Source organism: Agrococcus jenensis (assembly GCF_003752465.1).
Classification (GTDB): domain Bacteria; phylum Actinomycetota; class Actinomycetes; order Actinomycetales; family Microbacteriaceae; genus Agrococcus; species Agrococcus jenensis.
On sequence record NZ_RKHJ01000001.1, the window covers coordinates 1,808,262 to 1,827,849 of the forward strand.

The 19,588-nt window shown below is 71.6% G+C and carries 23 protein-coding genes and 1 tRNA gene; 13 read left to right on the forward strand and 11 right to left on the reverse strand.

Going from position 1 to position 19,588, the window contains the following annotated elements; all coding sequences use genetic code 11:
- Window positions 1-43 precede the first annotated feature (43 nt).
- The 4 genes from EDD26_RS14715 to EDD26_RS08945 all read right to left on the reverse strand — a co-directional run bounded on the left by EDD26_RS14715 (window position 44) and on the right by EDD26_RS08945 (window position 3,958).
- The gene (locus tag EDD26_RS14715; protein ID WP_170165594.1) at window positions 44-745 is read right to left on the reverse strand and encodes a hypothetical protein; all 702 of its coding nucleotides are present in this window, start codon (window positions 743-745) and stop codon (window positions 44-46) included.
- A complete protein-coding gene (locus EDD26_RS08935; RefSeq protein ID WP_123697400.1) occupies window positions 742-1,302 on the reverse strand; it encodes a sigma-70 family RNA polymerase sigma factor in 561 nt (186 codons plus the stop codon). The genes EDD26_RS14715 and EDD26_RS08935 overlap by 4 nt, the downstream gene beginning before the upstream one ends.
- A 52-nt stretch (window positions 1,303-1,354) precedes the next feature.
- Complete coding sequence (locus EDD26_RS08940; RefSeq protein ID WP_123697401.1) at window positions 1,355-1,999, reverse strand: FMN-binding negative transcriptional regulator; 645 nt, start codon at window positions 1,997-1,999, stop codon at window positions 1,355-1,357.
- A gap of 93 nt (window positions 2,000-2,092) precedes the next feature.
- Window positions 2,093-3,958: a phosphoenolpyruvate carboxykinase (GTP) gene (locus EDD26_RS08945; protein ID WP_123697402.1), complete on the reverse strand. Its 1,866-nt coding sequence runs from the start codon at window positions 3,956-3,958 to the stop codon at window positions 2,093-2,095.
- A gap of 236 nt (window positions 3,959-4,194) precedes the next feature.
- Between EDD26_RS08945 and EDD26_RS08950 the strand changes: the two genes are divergently transcribed.
- From EDD26_RS08950 to EDD26_RS08965, 4 genes are all read left to right on the forward strand, one after another.
- On the forward strand, window positions 4,195-5,628 hold the full coding sequence (locus EDD26_RS08950) for a helix-turn-helix domain-containing protein (protein WP_123697403.1): 1,434 nt from the start codon (window positions 4,195-4,197) through the stop codon (window positions 5,626-5,628).
- A gap of 62 nt (window positions 5,629-5,690) precedes the next feature.
- Window positions 5,691-6,323, forward strand: coding sequence for an arsenate-mycothiol transferase ArsC (locus tag EDD26_RS08955; protein WP_123697404.1), 633 nt, complete (start codon window positions 5,691-5,693; stop codon window positions 6,321-6,323).
- A 25-nt stretch (window positions 6,324-6,348) separates the two neighbouring features.
- Window positions 6,349-6,789: a helix-turn-helix transcriptional regulator gene (locus EDD26_RS08960; protein ID WP_123697405.1), complete on the forward strand. Its 441-nt coding sequence runs from the start codon at window positions 6,349-6,351 to the stop codon at window positions 6,787-6,789.
- Window positions 6,790-6,799: 10 nt separating this feature from the next.
- Entirely contained in the window at window positions 6,800-7,207 is a 408-nt protein-coding gene (locus tag EDD26_RS08965; protein ID WP_123697406.1) for a VOC family protein, read from the forward strand.
- A 21-nt stretch (window positions 7,208-7,228) separates the two neighbouring features.
- On the opposite strand, the gene EDD26_RS08970 is transcribed toward EDD26_RS08965, so the two are convergent.
- The 4 genes from EDD26_RS08970 to EDD26_RS08985 all read right to left on the reverse strand — a co-directional run bounded on the left by EDD26_RS08970 (window position 7,229) and on the right by EDD26_RS08985 (window position 9,598).
- Window positions 7,229-8,092 carry an SGNH/GDSL hydrolase family protein gene (locus tag EDD26_RS08970; protein ID WP_170165595.1) on the reverse strand — a complete coding sequence of 288 codons (864 nt, stop codon included), beginning with the start codon at window positions 8,090-8,092 and terminating at the stop codon, window positions 7,229-7,231.
- A 187-nt stretch (window positions 8,093-8,279) separates the two neighbouring features.
- Complete coding sequence (locus EDD26_RS15050; protein ID WP_123697408.1) at window positions 8,280-8,618, reverse strand: heavy-metal-associated domain-containing protein; 339 nt, start codon at window positions 8,616-8,618, stop codon at window positions 8,280-8,282.
- Between the two features lie 38 nt (window positions 8,619-8,656).
- Entirely contained in the window at window positions 8,657-8,962 is a 306-nt protein-coding gene (locus EDD26_RS08980; RefSeq protein WP_123697409.1) for a metal-sensitive transcriptional regulator, read from the reverse strand.
- A gap of 42 nt (window positions 8,963-9,004) precedes the next feature.
- The gene (locus tag EDD26_RS08985) at window positions 9,005-9,598 is read right to left on the reverse strand and encodes a TetR/AcrR family transcriptional regulator (protein ID WP_123697410.1); all 594 of its coding nucleotides are present in this window, start codon (window positions 9,596-9,598) and stop codon (window positions 9,005-9,007) included.
- 220 nt (window positions 9,599-9,818) lie between these two features.
- Here EDD26_RS08985 and EDD26_RS08990 point away from each other — a divergent pair, with 220 nt between their 5' ends.
- Window positions 9,819-10,787 carry a hypothetical protein gene (locus tag EDD26_RS08990; RefSeq protein WP_123697411.1) on the forward strand — a complete coding sequence of 323 codons (969 nt, stop codon included), beginning with the start codon at window positions 9,819-9,821 and terminating at the stop codon, window positions 10,785-10,787.
- 119 nt (window positions 10,788-10,906) lie between these two features.
- Here EDD26_RS08990 and EDD26_RS08995 read toward each other — a convergent pair.
- The 3 genes from EDD26_RS08995 to EDD26_RS09005 form a co-directional block, all read right to left on the reverse strand.
- Window positions 10,907-10,979: transfer RNA gene (locus EDD26_RS08995), tRNA-Arg, on the reverse strand.
- A 43-nt stretch (window positions 10,980-11,022) separates the two neighbouring features.
- Window positions 11,023-11,661: an A24 family peptidase gene (locus EDD26_RS09000; protein ID WP_123697412.1), complete on the reverse strand. Its 639-nt coding sequence runs from the start codon at window positions 11,659-11,661 to the stop codon at window positions 11,023-11,025.
- Window positions 11,662-11,697: 36 nt separating this feature from the next.
- Window positions 11,698-12,324, reverse strand: a complete 627-nt coding sequence (locus EDD26_RS09005; RefSeq protein ID WP_123697413.1) for a TetR/AcrR family transcriptional regulator — start codon at window positions 12,322-12,324, stop codon at window positions 11,698-11,700.
- Between the two features lie 347 nt (window positions 12,325-12,671).
- On the opposite strand from EDD26_RS09005, the gene EDD26_RS09010 reads away from it, so the two are divergent.
- The 8 genes from EDD26_RS09010 (at window position 12,672) to EDD26_RS09045 (ending at window position 19,557) form a co-directional block, all read left to right on the forward strand.
- Window positions 12,672-12,890, forward strand: coding sequence for a Flp family type IVb pilin (locus tag EDD26_RS09010; RefSeq protein WP_123697414.1), 219 nt, complete (start codon window positions 12,672-12,674; stop codon window positions 12,888-12,890).
- Between the two features lie 99 nt (window positions 12,891-12,989).
- On the forward strand, window positions 12,990-13,385 hold the full coding sequence (locus tag EDD26_RS09015; RefSeq protein WP_123697415.1) for a TadE/TadG family type IV pilus assembly protein: 396 nt from the start codon (window positions 12,990-12,992) through the stop codon (window positions 13,383-13,385).
- The gene (locus EDD26_RS09020; RefSeq protein WP_281273319.1) at window positions 13,382-14,371 is read left to right on the forward strand and encodes a TadE/TadG family type IV pilus assembly protein; all 990 of its coding nucleotides are present in this window, start codon (window positions 13,382-13,384) and stop codon (window positions 14,369-14,371) included. The genes EDD26_RS09015 and EDD26_RS09020 overlap by 4 nt, the downstream gene beginning before the upstream one ends.
- A gap of 3 nt (window positions 14,372-14,374) precedes the next feature.
- Complete coding sequence (gene cpaB / locus EDD26_RS09025; RefSeq protein ID WP_123697417.1) at window positions 14,375-15,115, forward strand: Flp pilus assembly protein CpaB; 741 nt, start codon at window positions 14,375-14,377, stop codon at window positions 15,113-15,115.
- A complete protein-coding gene (locus tag EDD26_RS09030) occupies window positions 15,112-16,299 on the forward strand; it encodes a CpaE/TadZ family protein (RefSeq protein WP_123697418.1) in 1,188 nt (395 codons plus the stop codon). The genes cpaB and EDD26_RS09030 overlap by 4 nt, the downstream gene beginning before the upstream one ends.
- Complete coding sequence (locus EDD26_RS09035; RefSeq protein WP_170165597.1) at window positions 16,296-17,741, forward strand: TadA family conjugal transfer-associated ATPase; 1,446 nt, start codon at window positions 16,296-16,298, stop codon at window positions 17,739-17,741. The genes EDD26_RS09030 and EDD26_RS09035 overlap by 4 nt, the downstream gene beginning before the upstream one ends.
- Entirely contained in the window at window positions 17,738-18,667 is a 930-nt protein-coding gene (locus EDD26_RS09040; RefSeq protein ID WP_245989826.1) for a type II secretion system F family protein, read from the forward strand. The genes EDD26_RS09035 and EDD26_RS09040 overlap by 4 nt, the downstream gene beginning before the upstream one ends.
- A complete protein-coding gene (locus tag EDD26_RS09045; RefSeq protein ID WP_123697420.1) occupies window positions 18,667-19,557 on the forward strand; it encodes a type II secretion system F family protein in 891 nt (296 codons plus the stop codon). The genes EDD26_RS09040 and EDD26_RS09045 overlap by 1 nt, the downstream gene beginning before the upstream one ends.
- The last annotated feature ends 31 nt before the right edge of the window (window positions 19,558-19,588 follow it).

Sequence of the window (19,588 nt, forward strand, 5' to 3'; positions counted from 1 at the left end):
ACGTGAGCGGGAGCCTGGGGGATGACCCCCGTCCGCGCCGCTCTCAGCGAACGCCCCAGGGGTCGCCGACGACGATCGCGGTCGAGGTCTCGCCGTCGTGCACGAGCGTCACGAGGGCGAGCGGCGCGATGCCGGCGGCCTCGCCGGGGACGCCGCAGTCCGCGCGCGGGCCGAGGTCGACCGGGGTCGAGCCGGTGGCGCGAGCGGTGAGCTCGAGGCGGAGGACTCGGCCCGGGTCCAGCGCCGCAGCCAGCGGGACGCCCTGCGCATCGACCGCGGCGCTGCCGGCCGCCTCGAGCGTGATGGTGGCATCCACGTCCAGGAGGCTCGAGACGGCGAGCTCCGACGCGCCGTCGACGGGGTCGTCGAGGAAGCGCAGCTGGATGCCGATGCCTGATGCAGTCATTGCCGCGCACGCGTCGGCGAGCGCAGCGCCATCGGCGGGACCCGCCTCGGTGGCGCCGGTCTCCGTCGACCCGGCGTCGCCGCCGCCGACCCCCTCCTCCTGCGCGGGCGCGCCGGCGTCCTCGGCGAGCCCCGGCGCGCTCGTGGGCTGGAACGACTGGAGGCCCGGCGCGACGAAGGGGGCGACGATGAGGATCCCCGCGCCCGCCGTGGCAGCGGTGACGGCTGCCACCTTCGGCCGCCGGGTGCGCCGCGCGCCCGCGAGCACCGCGTCCACGTCGATGCCCGGCCCGGGACCGGGGATGTCGTGCAGCCGCCGCCGCAGCTCGTCGTCGCTCATGTGCGCTCGCCCGTCGTCCGGTCCTGCTCCGCCGCGGCGCCGCCCGCCTCGCGGTCCGCCCGTCCCTGCTCCCGCTCGAGCATGCCGCGCAGCTTGCCGAGCGCATCCGACAGGTACCGCTTCACGGCACCGGCGGAGATGCCGAGCTCGGTGGCGATCTGCTCGACCGTGCGGTCCTCGTCGTAGCGCAGCACGATGCAGGCGCGCTCGCGCGGCGAGAGCCGCTGCAGCCGGTGCGCCATGTCGAGCCGCTCGCCCGTGAGCGTCGCGCCCGAGTCGACGCCCTCGCGCTCGACGACGAGCGGGGCGATGCGCCGCCACCGCTGGCCCCGGCGGGCGCGATCGAGGAACTTGTTGGCGATCGCCTTGCGCACGTAGGCCTCCGCCTGCTCCACCTCGAAGCCGTTGCGGAGTCGGCCGAACGTGGCCGCCAGGGCGTCCTGCACCATGTCGCGCGCCTCCTCCTCGTCGCCGCTCAGGAGCATCGCGTACCGTACGAGCGCCTCGCCCCGGTGGGCGACGAGCTCGGCGCAGACCTGCTCCCACCGGGCTGGCACGCGAGTCTCCTCCTACCCTCTAGGACGAACGAGCGGCGTCGATGGTTGGGGCTCAGCCTGCGGCACGCATGCGCGCGGCGAGTCGGGGGTGGGATGCGTCGAGCTGCGCGACCACGCTGGCGCGCGTCTCGGGCGACTTGTTCTGGCTCATCTTCGCCTTCGCATCGAAGTCGCGGACGCGCAGGCGCAGGCCCACCGTGCCCATCGCCATGCCTCGGTTGCCCTCGTCGTCGATGTCGAGCCGGACGCCGCCATCCGACGCGTACTGACCCTCGAAGTGCTCGACCAGGCGGTGCAGCACGCGCAGGTTCTCGTCCGCATCGAGCACCTCGACGTCGCACGTGAGCGTGGCCATCTCGAAGTTCCACGTGGGCACCTGCCCGCGGTCGTCGCCGACGTACCAGCTGGGGGAGATGTAGCCGTGCTCGCCCTGCACCACGACGAGCATCTGCGGCGGCCCCTGCTCCGGGGAGCGCTCCGCGAGCAGGCCGTGGCCGCGCGCATCCGCCCGGCCGAGGTGGGTGACGAGCACGAGCCCATCGTCCTGCGCGTCAGGGTGCTCGTCGTCGACGAGCACCGGCGACGGCGAGGCGACCATGCCGGCCGCGGGATGCGAGACGAGCAGCATCCAGGGCGCGCGCCGGGCGAGCGCGCGCACGTCATCGATCCCGATGCGGTACTGCGGATTCGGCTGCATGCCCCCATCCTCCGCCGAACTTCCCCCAACCGCGGGATTTCGATCGCGAAACCCGCGGTTGAGGGAACTTCGGCGAGGTCGCGCCCCGACGGGTCAGGCGGCGACGGCCTGCTGCATGTGCTCGAGGCGCCACCGCACGTGGTTGAGCTGGCGCACGAGGCCCGTGGGCAGCGCGCGGCCGAACTGGCCGAAGAACGCCTCGACGTCGACGAGCTCGGTGAGCCACGCCTTCGCGTCGATCTCGAACAGCTCCTCCATCACCGCGGGGTCGATGTCGAGGCCGTCGAGGTTGAGCGCGTCGTCGGCCGGCATGACGCCGATCGCGGTGTCGACGCCGCTCGCGGTGCCGGCGACGCGGCCCGCGATCCACTCGAGCACGCGCGCGTTCTCACCGAACCCGGGCCAGAGGAATCCGCCCTCGTCGTCGCGGCGGAACCAGTTGACCGAGAAGATCTTCGGCGCGCCGCGGCCCAGCCGGTGGCCCATGTCGATCCAGTGCGTGAAGTAGTCGCCCATGTTGTAGCCGCAGAAGGGGAGCATCGCGAACGGGTCGCGGCGGATCTCGCCGACCGGGCCCTCCGCGGCGGCGGTCTGCTGGCTCGAGACGGTCGCGCCGACGTAGACGCCGTGCTCCCAGTCGCGCGCCTGCATGACGAGCGGCACCTGCGAGGGACGGCGGCCGCCGAAGATGATCGCGTCGAGCGGCACGCCCGTCGGGGCGTCCCAGTCGGGCGCGATCGACGGCGCCTGCTCGGCGCGCACGGTGAAGCGGGCGTTGGGGTGCGCCGCCGGGCCGTTGGCCGGGTCGTAGGGGCGTCCCTGCCAGTCGATGAGGCCCTCCGGCGTCTCCTTCGTCATGCCCTCCCACCAGACGTCGCCGTCGGCGGTGAGCGCCACGTTCGTGAAGATCGTGTCGTGGTCCATCATCGCCATCGCGGTCGCGTTGGTCTTCTCGCTCGTGCCGGGGGCGACGCCGAAGAAGCCGTTCTCGGGGTTGATCGCCCAGAGCCGGCCGTCGGGGCCGGGCCGCATCCAGACGATGTCGTCGCCGAGCGTCTCGACGGTCCAGCCGGGGATCGTCGGCTGCAGCATCGCGAGGTTCGTCTTGCCGCACGCCGACGGGAAGGCGCCCGCGAGGTGCAGCTGGCGGCCGTCCTCGTGCTTCATGCGCAGCAGCAGCATGTGCTCGGCGAGCCAGCCCTCGTCGCGCGCCTGCACCGACGCGATGCGGAGCGCGAAGCACTTCTTCGCCAGCAGCGCGTTGCCGCCGTAGGCCGAGCCGAACGACCAGATCTCGCGCGTCTCCGGGAAGTGCGAGATGTAGCGGGTCGGGTTGCACGGCCAGGCCACGTCCTGCTCGCCCTCGGCGAGCGGCGCGCCGACCGAGTGCACCGCCGGCACCCAGTCGTCGGTGCCGTGCATCGCCTCGAGGGCCGCCGTGCCGACGCGGGTCATGAAGTGCATGGATGCGACGACGTAGGGAGAGTCGGTGAGCTCGATGCCCAGCTTCGAGATCGGGCCGCCCACAGGTCCCATCGAGAAGGGGATGACGTACATCGTGCGGCCGGCCATGGCGCCGTCGAAGAGGCCGCCGAGCACCTGCCGCATCGACTGCGGGTCGCGCCAGTTGTTCGTGGGTCCGGCGTCGTCCGCGTCCTCGGCGCAGATGAACGTGCGGTCCTCCATGCGGGCGACGTCGCCCGGGTGGGAGCGGGCGAGGTAGCTGCCCGGTCGCGCGGGGACGGGGACGATCGTGCCGGCCTCGAGCATCACGTCGGTGACGCGCTGCAGCTCCTCGGCGGAGCCGTCGCACCAGACGATGTCGCGGGGCTCGAGCAGGTTCGCGACGCTAGCGACCCAGGCGACGACGCCGGGGTCGGCGCCCTCGGGCGCGTGCACCGCCTTCGCCCGCACGGGCTTGGCGGCGGAGCGGGACGGAGCAGCGGGAAGGATCGTCATGCTCCGAGTCTGCGCGCCGCTTACGCTCTGGAGCCGTCTCTCCGAGAGAAGATTCGCGGTTTCCTTCGCAGTCGTGAAGCGTCGCTGCGACCGATGGCGGGCTAGTCGCGGGGAATCGACCCATCCGCGGCCGCAGTCGGCGCGATCAGGGTCCGCCGTTACGCCGGATCTGCCCGGCGAGACTGCCGGTGAGACGCATGCCGGAAGGATCGGCAGAAGTTTCGTACACTGGTGCCATGGTCGACGCAGCAATCCTCGGGCACCGCATCCGGCACTTCCGCACCACCGCCGGGCTGACGCTCGATGCGCTGGGGGAGCGGATCGGCCTGGCCGGCAGCCAGCTCTCGCTCATCGAGAACGGCCACCGCGAGCCGAAGCTCAGCCACCTGCAGGCGATCGCCGAGGTGCTCGGCGTCGGCACCGCGCAGCTGCTCGACCCCGAGCCGCCGAGCGAGCGCTCGCGCATGGAGCTCGACCTGCAGCGCCTGCAGGAGGGCGCGAGCTACCGGCGCCTCGGGCTGCCGACCGTGCGCCCGACGCGCTCGATGGGCGACGACCTGCTCGCAGCCCTCGTCGGCATGCACCGCGAGCTCGACCGCCGGGCGCGCGAGGCCATCGCCACCCCCGAGCAGGCGCGTCGCGACGCCACTGCGCTGCGGCACCGGATGCGCGAGCAGTCGAACGCCCTGCCCGAGATCGAGGACCTCGCCGAGGAGCAGCTGCGCGCCGTCGGCTACGAGGGCGGCAGCCTCACGCACCGCACCGTCAGCGAGATGGCGGCCCGGCTGGGCTTCGAGCTCGTCTACGTCACCGACCTGCCGCACTCGACGCGCTCGGTCACCGACCTCGAGAACGGCCGCATCTACCTGCCGCCGGCGTCGATCCCCGGCGGCCACGGCCTCCGCTCGATGTCGCTGCAGGCGCTCGCGCACCGGCTGCTCGGCCACCACGAGCCGCAGGACTACAGCGAGTTCCTCCAGCAGCGGCTCGAGATCAACTACTTCGCCGCCGCGACCCTCATGCCGCGCTCGCGGGCCGTCGAGTACCTGCGGAAGGCGAAGAAGGAGCGCAACCTCGCGGTCGAGGACTTCCGCGACGCATTCGGCGTGACGCACGAGACCGCAGCCATGCGCTTCACGAACCTCGCCACCACGCACCTCGACCTGCGCGTGCACTTCCTGCGGGTGCAGGAGGACGGCGCGCTGTCGCGCGTGTACGAGAACGACGGCATCCCCATCCCGGTCGACGCGTCCGGTCATGCGGAGGGCCAGCTCGTCTGCCGCAAGTTCGCCGCCCGCAGCGCGTTCGAGCGCACCTCGCGGACGACGGAGTTCTACCAGTACACCGACACCCCGAATGGGACGTACTGGTGCTCGACGCAGACCGGCTCTGGCGCCGACGGCGAGTTCTCGATCTCCTTCGGCGTGCGCTTCGACGACGCGAAGTACTTCCGCGGCGCCCAGACCGCGTTCCGCGAGGTCTCGACGTGCCCCGACGAGCGGTGCTGCGCGCGACCGGACGACGCGCTCGTCGAGCGCTGGCGTCGCAAGTCGTGGGCGTCCGCCCGCATGCACCAGCACACGCTCGCCCCGCTGCCGTCGGGCACCTACCCCGGCGTCGACGACGCCGAGCTCTACGGCTTCCTCGAGCGCCACGCGCCCGCGCTCTGACCCTTGGCAGGCGCTCCGGCCGCCCGTAGCCTGGACGCGCGGGGTCGACCGAAGGAGCCGACATGATCGAGTCCGACGACGGAGGCAGCTCGCCGGACGCGGTGCTGCGCAGCGGCGCGAAGCGCCTCGCCGCGCGCCATCCGGGCCTCGATCCGCAGCTCGTCGAGCGCGTGGTCTTCGAGTCGCACGCGACGCTCGCGCGGGGCGCGCGCGTCCACTCGCACCTGCCGCCGCTCGCGCTGCAGTTCGCGGGGGATCGGCTGGAGGCGCTCGACCGTCGGGCGACCCACGCCGAGGGCGCGCCGCTGCGCGTGCTGGTCGAGTCGATCCGCAACGACGGCATCTCGCAGATGGCCGCCGCCTACCTCAACGTGCTGGGCCAGGGCAGGGTCGTGGCGCTCTCGGGCGCGCTGAACCCGGCCGACCAGGTGCTGCGCACGGTCGGCGACGTGATGGCGGAGGACGGCGTGCCGCTCACCGACAGCTTCCCGAAGCCCGTCACCGACGACCTCGCGCGGGCCGCCGACGTGATCATCACCATGCTCATCGAGCACCCCTTCGACCTCGTCGAGGGCCAGCGCATCGAGGTGTGGGACTTCGACGACCCGGCTGGGCTCAGCACCGACGAGGTGCGGCGCATCCGCGACCGCGTGCGCCGGCAGGTGACCGCGTTCGTCGAGGCCCTGCCCGACTGAGCCGCGCATCGGCGATGATGGGCCGATGGTCGACCTCGACGAGCTGCGCCGGCTCCGGCGCGCGCGCGACCGGATGGACCGCGAGTTCGCGCGGCCGCTCGACGTCGCGGCGCTCGCGCGCACCGCGCTGATGTCGAGCGCCCACTTCAGCCGCCGCTTCCGCGACGCCTACGGCGAGACGCCGTACGCGTACCTCATGACCCGGCGCATCGAGCGCGCCGCGGCGCTGCTGCGCGGCGGCGAGGTGAGCGTCACGGATGCATGCATGCAGGTCGGGTGCACGAGCCTCGGCTCGTTCTCGGCGAGCTTCACGAAGCTGATGGGGGAGACGCCCAGCGCCTACCGCGCCCGTGATCACGAGGCGCTCGACGGCATGCCGGGCTGCCTGGCGATGGTGCTGACGCGGCCCCGCAAGGGCGATCCGTCGAGCAGGTTCCGAGAAGCGCGCCGGGCGGTGCCCGCATAGCCTCGACCGCATGAGCATCTCCATCAGCGCAGTGCATGTCATCGTCGACGACCCGGATGCCGCGGTCGCCTTCTACCGCGACGTCCTCGGGATGTCGGTGACGAGCGAGGTCGAGAACGAGGGGTTCCGCTGGGTGACCCTGTCGCCGCCGTCGCAGCCCGGCATCCAGCTCGTGCTGTCGCATCCGCGCGCCGGGCGGTCCGAGCAGGACGGCGAGGCGATCGCGGCGCTGCTCGCGAAGGGCGAGCTCGGCAGCGTCAACCTGCGGGCCGGCGACCTCGACGCGGTGTTCGAGCGCGCGGCGAGCGCCGACGGCGTCGAGATCGTGCAGGAGCCCACCGACCAGTTCTGGGGCGTGCGCGACATCGCGCTGCGCGACCCCGCGGGCAACCTCGTGCGCATCGAGCAGGCCGCGTAGCTCGCCGCCCGCCGCGCGGGGCTAGGGGATGTCGGGCGCCGCGGCCGCGAGCGCGTCGGCGTACGCCCGCATGCCGCGGCCGTCGATGTGGAACCCGCGATCGACCGTGGCGGTGCCCGAGATGACCCGGCTGATCCACGGGCTGCCCGAGTCGCAGAGGCCGTGGCCGTCGAAGGCCGCGGTGACGTCGACGTACGAGACGCCCTCGTCGCCGGTCGCGCTCATGTACCCGACGAGCCCGCCGAGGATCGCGGCGTTCACGAGCTCGATGCCGGTGTTGACGAACTGCGTGTCCGCGGCGCTGAAGACGACGTGGGTGCCGCGGTAGGTGCCGGCCCTGCAGACGCCGTCGGCGAGATCGCCGAACAGCAGCGGATAGCCGGTGACCAGGATCTGCGCGTTCGGCGCCTGGCTGCGCACGGCCGCCAGCATCTGCGCGATGTCGGTGGGCAGCGCGGCGATGGCGGCGAAGGCGTCGGCCTGCGCCTGGCCGCAGGCCAGCGGGTCGCCGCCGGCACGGCACTCGAGCAGCACCCGCTGCCACGCGACGTCGTTGATGCCCGCGGTGATGGTGACGAGCCGCGTGTCGACGCCGAGGTCACCGAGCTGGGTCGCGATCACATCGTCCGTGGTCGCCCCTGCGCACGCGCTCGAGGCGACCCCGGTGCCGAGCGTGTCGCCGAGCTGCGCCGGGTACGCCCTGCGGGAGCGCAGGCAATCGCTGTCGACGTAGGGGAGGTTGCCGGTGCCGGCGGCCTCGGAGTCGCCGAGTGCGACGTAGACGGCGCCGTCCGGCGGGTCGGACGCCGAGGCGGGGGTGGCCATGGCGAGGGCGGAGGCGCCCACGACCAAGGCGGCGAGGATGGCGATCGAGCGACGCTGCATGATGACCCCTGACGACGGGATCCGAGCGCCGTGACCGCGGGGATCTGCACTGACACTAGACCCGCGCGGCGCTCGTGCGCCAGGGGTCCGAGCGGCGAGGCGCCGGCGCACGCGGTACCACGAGCAGAGCGCCGGCCCCCGAGGGGACCGGCGCTCGCGATGCTTCGGATCGGCGCTGGGCTCTGGCTCAGGCCTCGACGAGCGTGTAGCCCGCCTCGCTGACGGCGGCGCGCACGTCATCGAGGCGCAGCGGTGCGTCGGCGGAGACGGTGACCGTCGAGCGGCCGCCGGCGACGAGCTGGACGTCGACGCCCTCGACGCCCGCGAGCCCGGAGAGCTCCTCGGTGACCGACGAGACGCAGTGGCCGCACGTCATGCCGTCGACCTCGAACGTCTGCGCGGTCGCAGACGGGGTCGCAGCCGACGAGACGCCACAGGCGCCGCCGCCGCAGCAGCCGCCGGCCTGCGCCTGCGCGTCGGCCTCAGCCTCGGCGGGGGTGGCCAGGATCTCGATGTTCTGGAGCATGGTGGTGCCTTCCTCGTGCGAATGGCTTGCGGGATCGATCAGGAGCGGACGAGGCGCGCGATCGCGGCGCTCGCCTCTGCGAGCTTCGCTTGCGCGACGGGGCCGCCGGACTCGGCCGCCTCGGCGACGCAGTGCGCGAGGTGGTCCTCGAGCAGCTGCAGCGCGACGGTCTCGAGCGCCTTCGTGGCGGCGGAGACCTGCGTCAGGATGTCGATGCAGTACGCATCCTCGTCGACCATCCGCGCGACGCCGCGCACCTGGCCCTCAGCACGGCGCAGGCGCTTGAGGAGGGCGTCCTTGTCGGCGGTGTAGCCGTGCGTGGGGGCGGCGGTGGCGATGCTCATGATGCGTCCATGATACCCCTGAGGGGTATGGGTGGCAATGCCTCAGGCGGCGACCGCGTCGACGTGCTCCGGCGTCGCCCAGCTGCGCCAGATCGCGGCCAGCTGCGCGTCGAAGAGCGCGTCGGCCTGCTCGGCGGGATACAGGCCGAGCAGCTCGAGCGTGATGGCGCCGTGGATGGCCGCGAAGATCGTGCGCGTCGACGTCTCGGGGTCGCCGTGCAGCACGCCCTGCTCGACCGCGGACCGGACAGCGCGCAGCAGCGGCTCGGTGGTGCTGTCGCGCGCCTCGTCGACCGCAGGCGTCGACTCGCCGCGCCCGAAGACCACCTGGAACATCGACGCGTTCTCGGTCGCCCACTGGCGCCAAGCGTGCGCGAGGCCCAGGATGCGCTGCACCGGGTCGTCGACGTCTGCCTCGTTCTGCGCGTCGACGAGCGAGCTCGCGGCGCGGAGCGTGATCGCCTCGAGGAGCTCGCCGCGCGAGCCGAAGAGCGAGTAGACCGCCGAGGTCGACGTGCCGATCGATGCGACGAGCGGGCGCAGCGAGAAGTCAGGTCCCTCGGTCGCCATCAGCTCCGTCGCGGCCTCGAGGAGGCGCTGGCGGAGGTGCTCGTCATGCAGGCGTGGTCTTCCCATGATGCAGAGCGTACGCGGTCACGGACGCTGTTTCAGACGCAGGTGTGATCGATCCGCGTGTCGTGTACCCCAACGCCCTCTCGGATGTGCGCCGAGCACAACGGGGCGGCCATCGCCCTGGCAACGCTGTTATCATACGCGCGTCGGCAGACCGCGCGGCGCGCCCGGTCCGGCGCCACAGACAGGCGGGCTCATGTGGACACAGCGGCAGGCGCGGCGCGTGAAGGCCTGGCTGATGCTGGGACTCGGTCTCGCGATCCTCGCGCTCGTCATCCCGCTCGTGCTCCGGGTCTACCAGCAGCGCTGGCCGGACCAGGGCACGCGGCCGCTGATCGTGGTGGCGACGCAGGGTGACGGGCGGCCGTACACCGTGCAGGTGCGCTCCGAGATCGACGATGCCGGCGAGTACCGCTTCCGCTTCGCGGTGGAGCTGGCGGAGAAGTCCGACTCGGGCGCCGAGCGGGCACCCATCGACTTCCAGCTGACTCTCGTCGGTCGAGGCCTGGAGGGCGCCGTGTCGTGCGGCGCCGACGCGGTCGCGCCGTCTGCGGTCGCCGCCGCCGAGCTCGATCCGTCGACGAGGCGGGCCTACGACATCGACCGCAGCTCGGACCTGCTCTCCGCGACGGGTGCGGACGTCGAGGAGTCGGAGCTCGCGTTCCTGCGGATCGAGGGCGAGCTGTCGACGATCTACGCCGGTGACGCCGTGCCGGCCCTGGATGCGAGCGACGGGGGCAGGCCGCTCGCGCACGGCTGCACGATCGCGTCGACGGTCCTGTGGGCGACGGGCGGCGGCAGCCCCATGGCGGCTGTTCGATCGACGCTCTTCGCGCCCCAGTTCAACGCGACCACGATCGAGGGCGGCGACGACGAGCTGACGGGCCTGCAGGCGTACCTCTGGGTCGAGCGGGCGACGAGCGCGACGATCGAGGACTCGTATCCCGTCGCATCGCCCGACTCGACCGGGTGGAGCACCTGGTACACCCCGAGCTGGTTCGCGAGCGACTTCCTCTACACCGACCAGCCGACCTGGTTGTTCGAGAATCGAGACCAGTCGCGCTTCGAACAGGCGCTGCTGCTGTTCGGCGGCATCCTGCTCGGCCTCGGGCTGTCGCTGTTCCAGGGAGGGGTGAGCGATCTCATCGAGGCGCATGCGCGCGAGGAGACGGCGGGGCAGCGCGGGCGCTGAGGGCTTTCGCTGGAGGCGCGAAATGGCCTCCGTCAAGCGGATCGGTGGCTCGGGCCCGGGACGGGCCCGAGGGGGCACGAACGTCGAAGGCGCGAAAGCGCCTTCGACACGCATGTTCGTGCCCCCAGCAGGATTCGAACCTGCGGCCTTCTGCTCCGGAGGCAGACGCTCTATCCCCTGAGCTATGGGGGCCGGGCTGCCGAGGCAGCAGCGCCCAATCTAGCACTGGCGCGGACTAGCCGCCGACCGTCACCCAGGCGAGGCCGAGCGCCGCACCGAGGATCATCCACGGGCCGAACGGCAGCTCGGCCTGCATCGTCGTGCGCCGCGCCACGAGCAGGCCGAGCGCGGCGAGCGCGAACACCAGGAAGCCGCCGAGGACGCCGAGCAGCACCGCGGGCCAGCCGAACCATCCGAGGGTCAGGCCGAGCACGAGCGACAGCTTGACGTCGCCGAGGCCGAGGCTCGTGGGGGAGATGAACGCGAGCACGAAGTAGCCGGCGCCGACGGCGAGCATGGCGAGGACCGCCGTGCCGAGCCGCCCCCACTCACCGGTCACTCCGGCAGCGACGAGCAGCATCGCGAGCACCGCACCCGTCGTGGGCCACACGATCGCATCCGGCAGTCGCAGCACCGCCTGGTCGACCGGTACGAGGAGTGCGCAGCCGATGGCGAGCGCGCAGAGCGCCGCGGTGACCGCCCAGTGCTCCGTCACGGCGGCAGCGGACGCCCCGCCGACGGCGCCCAGGAGGCCGGCCACCCACGGGCGCAGCCACGGGGAGTCGCTCGCGGCGATCCGGCGGGCCCGTCCGATCAGCGATGCCGCTGCCGCGGCGCACAGCGCTGCGGAGAGGGCGATCACGATCGGCGGCATCGCGCCGATGCTATGCCAGCGGCGCGATGCCGGGGATCAGGCCGCGTGGCTGAGACCCGACTCCAGATCGTCGAACGCGTGCTCGACGAGCTCGGCGAGGTCATGCGGGCCGGCGCCGGTGTTGACCCAGACGCGGATGGCGGTCTTGACCGCCGCGGCGGCTGCGCCCGCGATGAGCCGGGAGAACGGGTCCACGTCAGGGTCGACCCCCTCGCGCTGCGCGACCGCGATCCGGATGGCGTCCTCGAGCTCGTCGTACTGCGCCATGCGGTGCGGCAGCAGTGCCGGCGCACGGTCGATGAGCTGCTCCTTGGCGCGAAGCCGCTCGACGTAGTCGTCGGTCCAGGTCCGCACCGTCCCAGCGAGCACGGCCCGCAGCGACTGGAGCGGGGGCTCGTCCTCGGGCCGCTCGTCGAACCCGGCGAGCATCTCGATCGGCTCGTGCTCGTCGGCCGCGACGATCGCCGCCTCCTTGGAGGAGAAGTAGTTGGAGACGGTCCTGGGGGACACGAAGGCCCGCTCCGCGATGTCGTTCACGGTCACCTCGTCGATGCCGTGCTGCTGGACGAGCTCGAAGGCCGCGCTCGCGATCGTCTCGCGGGTCAGGATCTTCTTCCGCTCGCGCAGCCCGAGCTCCTCGGGTGCGTGCGTGGCGTCAGGCATGACGCACCGCTCGGGCTGTCGCACGGTCGATGCTGTGGTCTGCAGGGGCAGGGAAGCGGGGGTGTCTCATGGTGATGTCCGGTCTCGCGAAGGTGTCCGCATGTGTCGGTCTGGGATGCGCCGTGGCGGGGCCAGTCTGCGCTGTAACACTGTTTCGGTCAACCAAGAATAGCCATTCGGGCGAGATGCTGAGGGAGCAACGGCCCTCTTGGGCAAAAACTGAGACTACGCATTGTTGCACTTTGGGCAAACTACGTGACACGATCCTGCAGTCGGCCCAACGGGGTCGGCACCTCGCTCGGCACCGGAACCCCAGCCCCGGCCCCTGTCACGTAAGGACCCCCCCCATGTACGCCTTCATCATCGCTGCCCAGACCTTCGTCGCCGACCGCTTCGACAAGAAGAACGACCGCGGCGCGACCGCAGTCGAGTACGGCATCCTCGTCGCCCTCATGGCTGCTGCGGTCATCGCCGCCGTCGTGCTGCTGACGCCGATCCTCGCCGACCTGTTCACCGGCGTCGCCGACTCCGTCGACACCACGGGTGGCGCCGCGACCGAGGGCTGATCCGAACCCTTCGCGGACGTCGTGTGCGGCACCTGGCATTCGTGCCAGGTGCCGCAGTCTCGTCAGGGGATCGCTGCGACAGGAAGATCAGAGGCCTCAATGGAACGACGCGGAGATCGCGGCGCCGCACTCGTCGAGTTCGCGCTCGTGCTGCCGCTGCTGGCGATGATGACGATCGGGATCATCGCCTTCGGCTACATGTTCCACATCCAGTCGGTGCTCGACAACGCGGCGCGCGACGGTGTGCGCGTCGCCACGCTCACGAACGCGACGGATGCCGTCGCGCTCGCCAGGAGCACCGCTCAGGCTTCCGCCTCCTCCTCGGTGGCGCTCGCCGCCACCGATATCACCGTCGATCTGAGTGCGTGCGCCACTGCGGCCTCCGCCACGAACGATCGGCTCGCGCACGTCACCATCGAGCTCGAGGACTTCTCGCTGCTGGGGCTCGGCGCCATCACACTCACGGGTACAGGAAGCATGCGATGCAACGGATGAGGTCTTCCCGCGATGACCGCGGCGCGGTCGCCGTATGGGTCGGCATCCTCATGGTGCCGCTGCTCATCGTGGCTGCCCTTGCGATCGACGCGTCCGCGATGTTCACGGACCGGCAGCGCCTGCAGCATGGCGCCGACGCCGGTGCGCTCGCGATCGCGCAGCAGTGCTCGGTCGCCCCATGCACCGATGATGTGGCCGACGCGGTCGCGCAGGAGCTGGCGACCGCGAACGCTCCTGCCGGCGGCGCTCCGACCGCGAGCGCAGAACTGGACCCGGGTTGGGTCGAGGTGGCGAACGACTCAGAGCGCGACTTCTGGTTCGGTGGCGCCGCAGGCGAGGATGATGTCGCCATCGAGGCGCGGTCGGCGGCATCGTGGGGCTACCCGACCGGTGGTCCCGCCGTCATGCCGTTCGCCTTCTCGTGGTGCGAGCTCGCCGTGCAGGCCGGTCTCCCGGCGATCCGGAACACCGCGAATCAGGTGGTCGGTCTCCAGATCCCGGCGGCCGGCGTCACCCGCACGATCCTGGCCACGAAGACGTCGGGCACCGACTGCACTGGGCCGAGCGGCAATCTCGTTCCCGGTGGCTTCGGATGGCTCGAGCCGACTGACGGCTGCGGCGACGCAGTCACGGACATCGACTCGTGGGCGCCCTCCGACCCTGGCAACGCACCTCCCAACGGTTGCTCGCCCTCGGACTTCAGCCAATGGATCGGCCAGACCGTCCTGCTGCCCGTCTTCGACGTCTATGTCGGTCAGGGCAACAACGCCAAGTACGACATCTTCGGCTACGTCGCCTTCCGCCTCGACTCCTATTACTTCGCCGGGCAGTACGAGACGCCGGACCGACCGTGCAGCACGAATCAGCGTTGCATGCGCGGCACGTTCCTCCGATACGCCGACCTCGACTCGGACTTCGAGTACAGCTCCGGCGGTCCTCAGCTCGGCGCGTCGGTCGTCGAGCTCCGACTCCCTGAGGAGGGATGACTCATGATCCGACGCATCATCGTGGCGCTCGTCGCCCTGCTCATCGCCGCGGCAGGCGGCGTGCTGACCTTCATGTACGCATCGGGCGCTGACGCCCGGGCCATGGCGGACATGGCTCCCGCGCGCGTGCTGGTCGTCGCGGAGCCGATCGCGGCGGGCACGCCGGCAGAGGCGATCGCCGAATCGGTCTCCGTGGCCGAGCTGCCTGCCGCCGCAGTCGTCCCCGGCGGCGTCGCCGATCTCGCCGACGTCGCCGGCCTGCTCACCAACGCCGACCTCGAGCCCGGTGAGCAGCTGCTCACGGCGCGCTTCGAGTCGCCGGAAGGCCTTCCCGAGGTCGTCGAGGTGCCGCCGAACATGCACCAGCTGTCGCTGCAGCTCGAGACCCGCCGCGTGATCGGTGGCGAGCTGCGACCCGGTGACACGGTCGGCGTGTTCCTCTCCGGCACGGTCGTCACGGGCACGTCGACGGAGAACTCCGAGAGCGACCAGACCCACCTCATCCTGCACAAGGTGCTCGTCACCGCCGTCACCGGCGCGTCTGGTGTCGTCACCGACGAGAACGGCGACGAGGTCGAGCAGGAGGCGGAGGACACCATCATGGTCACCTTCGCGCTCTCGGCCGCCGATGCCGAGCAGCTCGTGTTCGGGGCCGAGTTCGGCCAGATCTGGCTCTCGCTCGAGGGCGCCGACGTCCCCGAGGACGGCACCCGTCTCGTCACCCCTATAGAGGCGTTCCAATGACCAACGTGCTGCTGACCACCGACTCCACCGACCTGCAGACCCGCGTGCACCAGGCGGCGGGCGGATCATGCATCGCGGTGCCGTCGCACCCGCTGCCGTCCGATCCCGCGCAGCTGCTCGCGCACGTGCAGCACCAGGCGCTGCCCGACGTCCTCGTGCTGGACGCGACCCGAGCACCGCACGACGCGCTCGCGCTCGCGGGACGCTTCGACCGAGAGCTGCCGGGCACCGGGCTCGTGCTGATCGGCGATCCGGAGGCGCTCTCCATCGCGGCGATGCGCGTCGGTGTGCGCGACGTGCTGCCCGAGCACGTCGATGTCGAGACGCTCCGCGCAGCGCTCCTGCGGGTCGGGCAGGCCGTGCAGACCCGCCGTGCGCAGCCCGACGTACCGCCGGCAGTAGCGAACACCATGATCGCCCCCGGGCGCGTCCTCACGGTGCTGTCGCCGAAGGGCGGCGCGGGCAAGACCACCCTCGCGACGAACCTCGCGGTCGGGCTCGCGCAATCCGCGCCCGGTGCCGTCGTGCTCGTCGACCTCGACGTGCAGTTCGGCGACGTCGCGACCGCGCTCAACATCGAGCCGGAGTACGCGCTCGATGACGTGCTGCAGGGTCACGTCCTGCGCGACCCGATCGCGCTCAAGACCCGGCTCACGCAGCACTCGTCCGGACTCCTCGTCGTCTGCGCGCCCGACACCCCGGCCGCCGCTGACAGCGTCACGCCCGAGCAGGTGAGCGAGCTGCTCGCGAGCCTGAGCGCCCAGTTCCGCTACGTCGTGGTGGACACCGCGGCGGGGCTCGAGCCGCGCACGCTCGCCGCGCTCGACCACACGACCGACCCCGTGCTGCTGACGACGTTCGATGTCGCGGGAGCCCGCGGGCTGCGCAAGGAGGTCGCGACGCTGCGCGAGCTCGGCATGCTGACGAACGCCCGGCAGGTGCTGCTCAACTTCGCCGACCCGAAGGCCGGTCTGAGCGTCTCCGACGTCGAGGCGACCATCCGCACGAAGGTGGACCTGACGATCCCGATCTCGCGCTCGGTGACCGCCTCGCTCAACACCGGCGTGCCCATCGTGCTGCAGCGCCCGAAGGATCCGGTGGCCAAGCAGATGCGCAAGCTCATCACCTTCTACGCAGAGACCGGCGCGCGTCGCGCGAACGGCCGGCACAGGGCAGCAGCATGAGCAGCCTTGCCGAGCGGCTGTCCGCCAAGCGAGGCGGCGCGCCCGCGCTCCAGGAGGAGGTCCGCCGTGCACCCGTCGCCGCTCCAGTCGCGCCGCCCGACCGGACGGTCGCCCAGCGCGGCGAGGCATCGCAGCCGACTGCGCCGGTGGAGGATCGGCCGCAGCAGCTCGACGGCCTCATCGGGCTCAAGCAGCGGGCCGCCGAGGCGCTCTTCGTGCGCATCGGCACGCGCATCAACGATCCCGACCTCTCCGAGGAGCAGCTCCACGCCCTCGTGCGGGAGGAGCTGAACGCGGTCGTCGAGGCAGAGCAGGCACCGCTCACCGGCGAGGAGCGGCAGCGCCTCATCAATGAGGTCCGCGACGACGTGCTGGGCCTCGGTCCCCTGCAGCGGCTCATCGAGGATCCGACCGTCACCGAGATCATGGTCAACGGTCCCGACAACGTCTACGTCGAGCAGTCGGGCAAGCTGGGCCGCGCTCCCGTGCGCTTCACGTCGGAGGAGCAGCTGCGCCGCATCATCGAGCGCATCGTCACCCGGATCGGTCGCCGCATCGACGAGTCGTCGCCGATGGTCGACGCCCGGCTCGAGGACGGCTCGCGCGTCAACGCCGTCATCCCTCCGCTCGCGTTCTCCGGGTCGACGCTCACGATCCGCAAGTTCTCGAAGGACCCCTTCAAGGTGCCCGACCTCATCCGCTTCGGCACGCTGACGCCGCAGATGGCGCAGCTGCTGCAGGCGTGCGTCGAGGGCAAGCTCAACGTCATCGTCTCGGGCGGCACCGGCACCGGCAAGACGACGCTCCTCAACGTGCTCTCGTCGTTCATCCCGTCGGGGGAGCGGATCATCACGATCGAGGACGCGGTGGAGCTGCAGCTGCAGCAGGACCACATCGTGCGGCTCGAGTCGCGTCCCTCGAACATCGAGGGCAAGGGAGAGATCACGATCCGCGACCTCGTGCGCAACTCCCTCCGCATGCGGCCCGACCGCATCGTCGTCGGCGAGGTGCGCGGCGGTGAGACGCTCGACATGCTGCAGGCCATGAACACGGGGCACGACGGATCGCTGTCGACGGTGCACGCGAATTCCCCGCGCGACGCGATCGCGCGACTCGAGACGCTCGTGCTGATGGCCGGCATGGAGCTGCCGCTCCGTGCGATCCGCGAGCAGATCGCCTCGGCCGTCGACGTGATCGTGCAGCTGGAGCGCCTCCGCGACGGCACGCGCCGCGTGACGGCGGTCACCGAGGTGGTCGGCATGGAGGGCCAGGTCGTCACCCTGCAGGACGTGTACCTCTTCGACTACACCGCCGGCCAGGACCACACGGGCCGGTTCATCGGCGTGCCGCTGCCCACCGGTGTCCGCCCCAAGTTCCTCGAGCGCATCCATGACCTCGGCATCCCGCTGCCCGCGGGCATGTTCGACCCGCCCGCACGATGATGCTCGTCGGGATCGCCTCGGGCGCCGTCGCGCTGGGCGCCGGCGCCGCCGTGCTGCTCCTCGCGTCGCCGCGGGGCGCACGGCTGCCGCGAGAGCGCCGCAGGCCCGTGACCGAGGAGGGCGAGGGCGCCCTCGCTGGTGCCGCGGAGGCGGCGACCGGTCTCGTCGGCCGATTGATCCGTCCCCGCTCGGGATCGCTCGCCACGAGCCTCGACCTCGCCGGCATCCGGATGCGCCCGCAGGACTTCGTCTTCCTGGTCGCGGTCGGATCTCTCGCGCTCGTCGCGGTGACGCTGCTGCTCGGCGGCGGGCTCTTCGCAGCGCCCGCGGCGATGCTCTCACCCGTGGCCGCCGTGCTGCTCGTGCGGGTCAGGGTGGAGCGCCGACGGCGCGCGTTCGGCGAGCAGCTCGACGGCACGCTGCAGCTGATGGCGTCGAGCCTCAGGGCGGGCTACAGCATGATGCAGGTGCTGACGTCGGTGGCGAAGCAGTCCGAGGAGCCGACCGCCTCCGAGCTCGCGCGCATCGTGAACGAGACGCGCGTCGGCAGGCCGGTCGTCGCGGCCCTCGAAGAGGCCGCCGAGCGCATGTCCAGCGAGGACTTCCGGTGGGCGACGCAAGCCATCGCGATCAACCGAGAGGTCGGTGGCAGCCTGGCGGAGGTGCTCGACCGGGTCGCAGGGACGATCCGCGAGCGCGGCCAGATACGCCGCCACGTCGCCTCGCTCAGTGCCGAGGGACGGATGTCGGCCGTGATCCTCATGGTCCTGCCGTTCGCAGTCTGCGGCTTCCTCGTGCTGATCAATCCCACGTACCTGCTGCCGCTCGTGCAGACGGGCATCGGCATCGGCCTGCTCGTGTTCTCCGGTGTGCTCTTCACCGTTGGTGGCGTGTGGCTGAGCAAGGTCGTGCAGGTGAAGTTCTGATGTCGCCCACGATCCTCGCGGTCCTCGTCGCGGCAGGGCTCACGGCGATCGCCCTCGTGCTGATGACCGCCGTGCAGCCGGTCAGAGCGCGGACGCTCGCGAACCTGCAGCGCGGTGAACGGATCGTCGCGCCGGTCGAAGTGGCGCGCTCCGACGTCGGTGCGCTCGAGCGCATCGCGCGAGCGGTGACGCCGTCGCCGATCGTGTCGCTCCTCGAGCGGCAGCACGCTCGGGCGGGCCGCCCGCAGACGGCCCCGGTGGGGCGACTGCTGACGCTGAAGCTCGTCTGGGTGCCCGTGTCGGTGCTGCTCCTGCTCCTCGTGATCAGCGCGCGTCCCGCGCCCATCCTGATCGCGCTCGTCGCTGTGCTCGCGGTCGCCATCTACTTCCTCCCGGACCTCCTGCTGCTGGGGCGAGGGCAGGAGCGCGACGCGAAGGTGCAGCTCGAGCTGGCTGACACGCTCGACCAGATGACGATCGCCGTGGAGGCCGGCCTCGGATTCGACGCGGCGCTCATGCGGGTCGCCTCCAACGGCAAGGGCGTGCTGGCGAGCGAGCTGAAGCGCACGCTGCAGGACATGCGGATGGGCCTCTCACGCAGCCAGGCCTTCCGCGAGCTGGGCGAGCGCAACAACGTCGACGACCTGCGCACGTTCATCCGCGCCGTCCTGCAGGCGGACGCCTTCGGCATCTCCGTCGGCGATGTGCTGCGCACGCAGGCGTCGGAGATGCGGCTGAAGCGCAGGCAGCGCGCCGAGGAGAAGGCGCAGCAGGTGCCGGTGAAGGTCATCTTCCCGCTGATGCTGTGCATCCTGCCGGTGCTCTTCATCGTCATCCTCGCGCCCGCCGTCATGGGCCTCGTCGACTCGTTCTCCGGCTCGGGCCTCTAGCCGCAGCACCGGTCCGTCCGTGGGAGGATCG

What these genes read in the sequence shown, in the direction of transcription:
- EDD26_RS14715 (WP_170165594.1), bottom strand. Translation starts at nt 745, where the DNA reads ATGAGCGACGACGAGCTGCGGCGGCGGCTGCACGACATCCCCGGTCCC.
- EDD26_RS08940 (WP_123697401.1), bottom strand. Translation starts at nt 1,999, where the DNA reads ATGCAGCCGAATCCGCAGTACCGCATCGGGATCGATGACGTGCGCGCG.
- EDD26_RS08945 (WP_123697402.1), bottom strand. Translation starts at nt 3,958, where the DNA reads ATGACGATCCTTCCCGCTGCTCCGTCCCGCTCCGCCGCCAAGCCCGTG.
- EDD26_RS08950 (WP_123697403.1), top strand. Translation starts at nt 4,195, where the DNA reads ATGGTCGACGCAGCAATCCTCGGGCACCGCATCCGGCACTTCCGCACC.
- EDD26_RS08955 (WP_123697404.1), top strand. Translation starts at nt 5,691, where the DNA reads ATGATCGAGTCCGACGACGGAGGCAGCTCGCCGGACGCGGTGCTGCGC.
- EDD26_RS08960 (WP_123697405.1), top strand. Translation starts at nt 6,349, where the DNA reads ATGGTCGACCTCGACGAGCTGCGCCGGCTCCGGCGCGCGCGCGACCGG.
- EDD26_RS08965 (WP_123697406.1), top strand. Translation starts at nt 6,800, where the DNA reads ATGAGCATCTCCATCAGCGCAGTGCATGTCATCGTCGACGACCCGGAT.
- EDD26_RS08970 (WP_170165595.1), bottom strand. Translation starts at nt 8,092, where the DNA reads ATGCAGCGTCGCTCGATCGCCATCCTCGCCGCCTTGGTCGTGGGCGCC.
- EDD26_RS15050 (WP_123697408.1), bottom strand. Translation starts at nt 8,618, where the DNA reads ATGCTCCAGAACATCGAGATCCTGGCCACCCCCGCCGAGGCTGAGGCC.
- EDD26_RS08980 (WP_123697409.1), bottom strand. Translation starts at nt 8,962, where the DNA reads ATGAGCATCGCCACCGCCGCCCCCACGCACGGCTACACCGCCGACAAG.
- EDD26_RS08985 (WP_123697410.1), bottom strand. Translation starts at nt 9,598, where the DNA reads ATGGGAAGACCACGCCTGCATGACGAGCACCTCCGCCAGCGCCTCCTC.
- EDD26_RS09000 (WP_123697412.1), bottom strand. Translation starts at nt 11,661, where the DNA reads ATGCCGCCGATCGTGATCGCCCTCTCCGCAGCGCTGTGCGCCGCGGCA.
- EDD26_RS09005 (WP_123697413.1), bottom strand. Translation starts at nt 12,324, where the DNA reads ATGCCTGACGCCACGCACGCACCCGAGGAGCTCGGGCTGCGCGAGCGG.
- EDD26_RS09010 (WP_123697414.1), top strand. Translation starts at nt 12,672, where the DNA reads ATGTACGCCTTCATCATCGCTGCCCAGACCTTCGTCGCCGACCGCTTC.
- EDD26_RS09015 (WP_123697415.1), top strand. Translation starts at nt 12,990, where the DNA reads ATGGAACGACGCGGAGATCGCGGCGCCGCACTCGTCGAGTTCGCGCTC.
- EDD26_RS09020 (WP_281273319.1), top strand. Translation starts at nt 13,382, where the DNA reads ATGAGGTCTTCCCGCGATGACCGCGGCGCGGTCGCCGTATGGGTCGGC.
- cpaB (WP_123697417.1), top strand. Translation starts at nt 14,375, where the DNA reads ATGATCCGACGCATCATCGTGGCGCTCGTCGCCCTGCTCATCGCCGCG.
- EDD26_RS09030 (WP_123697418.1), top strand. Translation starts at nt 15,112, where the DNA reads ATGACCAACGTGCTGCTGACCACCGACTCCACCGACCTGCAGACCCGC.
- EDD26_RS09035 (WP_170165597.1), top strand. Translation starts at nt 16,296, where the DNA reads ATGAGCAGCCTTGCCGAGCGGCTGTCCGCCAAGCGAGGCGGCGCGCCC.
- EDD26_RS09040 (WP_245989826.1), top strand. Translation starts at nt 17,738, where the DNA reads ATGATGCTCGTCGGGATCGCCTCGGGCGCCGTCGCGCTGGGCGCCGGC.
- EDD26_RS09045 (WP_123697420.1), top strand. Translation starts at nt 18,667, where the DNA reads ATGTCGCCCACGATCCTCGCGGTCCTCGTCGCGGCAGGGCTCACGGCG.